The following is a 1,949-nucleotide window of genomic DNA, read 5'->3' as shown; positions in this document are numbered from 1 at the left end:
GTCACATCATTAAACACCAGTGGAGTACTCCAACCGTCCATTAATGCATGGTGGTGGGTCCACAGTAATTGACATCGTTCATCACCGAGTAAAAATACCGTCACCCGCATCAGGGGCGCTGCCTCAATTGCAAATCCGCGCGCCTTATCTTCTGCCCGATATGTTGTTATATATTCGGCTTGACTATGCGCATCTTGCCCTGATATATCCACCTCTTCCCAGGGTAATGTCACTGATTTATGCACCAACTGATGTGCATTGCCGCTGTCTATCCCAATAAACCCTGTCTTAAAGATACTCGTCTGTGCGATTACATGCTCCCATGCCGCCCTAAATCGCGCTAAATCCAACCCTTTAAACTGGAACAACGCCTGAGTAACATAACTTCCTGCCGACAATAAGCTATGGAATAACAACCCTTGCTGCATGTCTGTCGCTGGGTAAATATCTTCTATTTCCTGCCCCTGCCATGCTTGCAACTCCGCTTCACTCACCCTCGCCAATGGAAAGTCTGACGGGGTATAACGGCCTCGCTCTGTCTCCTGACAGTGCGCTATTACCTGCATCAAACCCTGCTCAAATGCCGCCATAAACGTCTGCATCGACGTCTCATCATACAACCCCGTGTCGTATGACAAAGCAAACTGTAATTGCCCTTGACTCACCGCACCATCCAAACTCAAATTAAAGTGCGCTTTACGTGCTAGACTCGCTGTTTGGCCTGTCGATTCACTCGCAATACCAAAAGGTCCTGAGTCACCTACCACTTGGTCAAACTGTCCTAAGTAATTAAATACTAACTCCGCTGCCCTCATCTGCGACAGCTCGGCATCCCCGCTGAGGTACTTCAACACCCCATACCCTAATCCTTTATTCGGTAGCCCTCTATATTGCTCCTTCACCGCACAAATCACGCTTTCAACATCCCCTACAGGCCCTTCAGAGTAGAGGGTGAGTGGGTAAATACTGGTAAACCAACCCACTGTTTGACTTAAATCTAATCCTGCCCCTTCCGTTTCTCGGCCATGACCCTCTAACGCGATACGAAGCCCTTGCTCACCTCGCCAAGTCGCTCCCCCTAACAATAAACCAGCCAATAGCAGCTCATTAACCTGCGTGCGATAAGCCTTCGGACACTGCTGTAATAATGCCTGTGTTTGCGTCTCAGATAAGCGCCAACTTACGCGCTCAAAGTGTCCACTCGGCTCACCTTGAATAGCGCTACTGTGCTCATTAAACGAGGCCACTGGCACCGCATTCGCTGCCAACCAGTATTCACGCTCTTGCGCCAGTGTTTCTGTATCCAATAGCGACGCTAAGTACGTCCCCCACTGTTGATATGATGAGGATTTGTCTGCCAATGCAAACGCCTGACCCGCCTGCCACTGCGTAAATAGATGCGTCAGGTCCTCAAGTAAAATACGCCAAGATACCCCATCGGTCACCAGATGATGCAGCACCAACAACAAACGTGCATCTGAGGCATCTGTATGCTGGATCAACACCGCTTTAAATAACACCCCCTCCGCTAGATTTAATTGCTTATGCACTTCATCTGCATAGTCGCTCACTGCACTGTAATCGTCACCCGCTAACTGGTGTGTCATCACCGCACTTTGTACCATCGCGTCACTCAGTGGTTGATACTCTCCTTGCCACTGCCCTTCCACCGCTTTGAAGGCCAAGCGCAGTGCATCATGTCGAGTATATAGCGCCTGAACCATCTCCACCAAAACGTCCCGTGCCAATGTCGTCGGTACCGTCAGCATCACCGCCTGATTATAATGGTCAACCTCAACATCATCTTGGAAAAAGTGCGTTTGAATAGGCAATAATACCTGTGCCCCTTCACTGGGGGTTTGTGTCGCAACCACCGCTGCGCTATGCGTGATATAAGTCGTTAAGCCACGAATGGTTTGCGCATTAAATAAATCTTTAACTGTAAAGTG

1 protein-coding gene is annotated in these 1,949 nt (G+C 49.3%); it reads right to left on the bottom strand.

Translation table 11 applies throughout. The annotated features are described in order from the left end of the window. The coding region (locus QNM16_RS24875) for a condensation domain-containing protein (RefSeq protein WP_284022919.1) at nt 1–1,949 on the bottom strand (1,949 nt) is incomplete at both ends.

The sequence above is a fragment of the Pseudoalteromonas umbrosa genome (assembly GCF_030125375.1).
Taxonomy (GTDB): Bacteria; Pseudomonadota; Gammaproteobacteria; order Enterobacterales; family Alteromonadaceae; genus Pseudoalteromonas; species Pseudoalteromonas umbrosa.
This window is presented reverse-complemented; position numbering and strand designations above follow the sequence as displayed.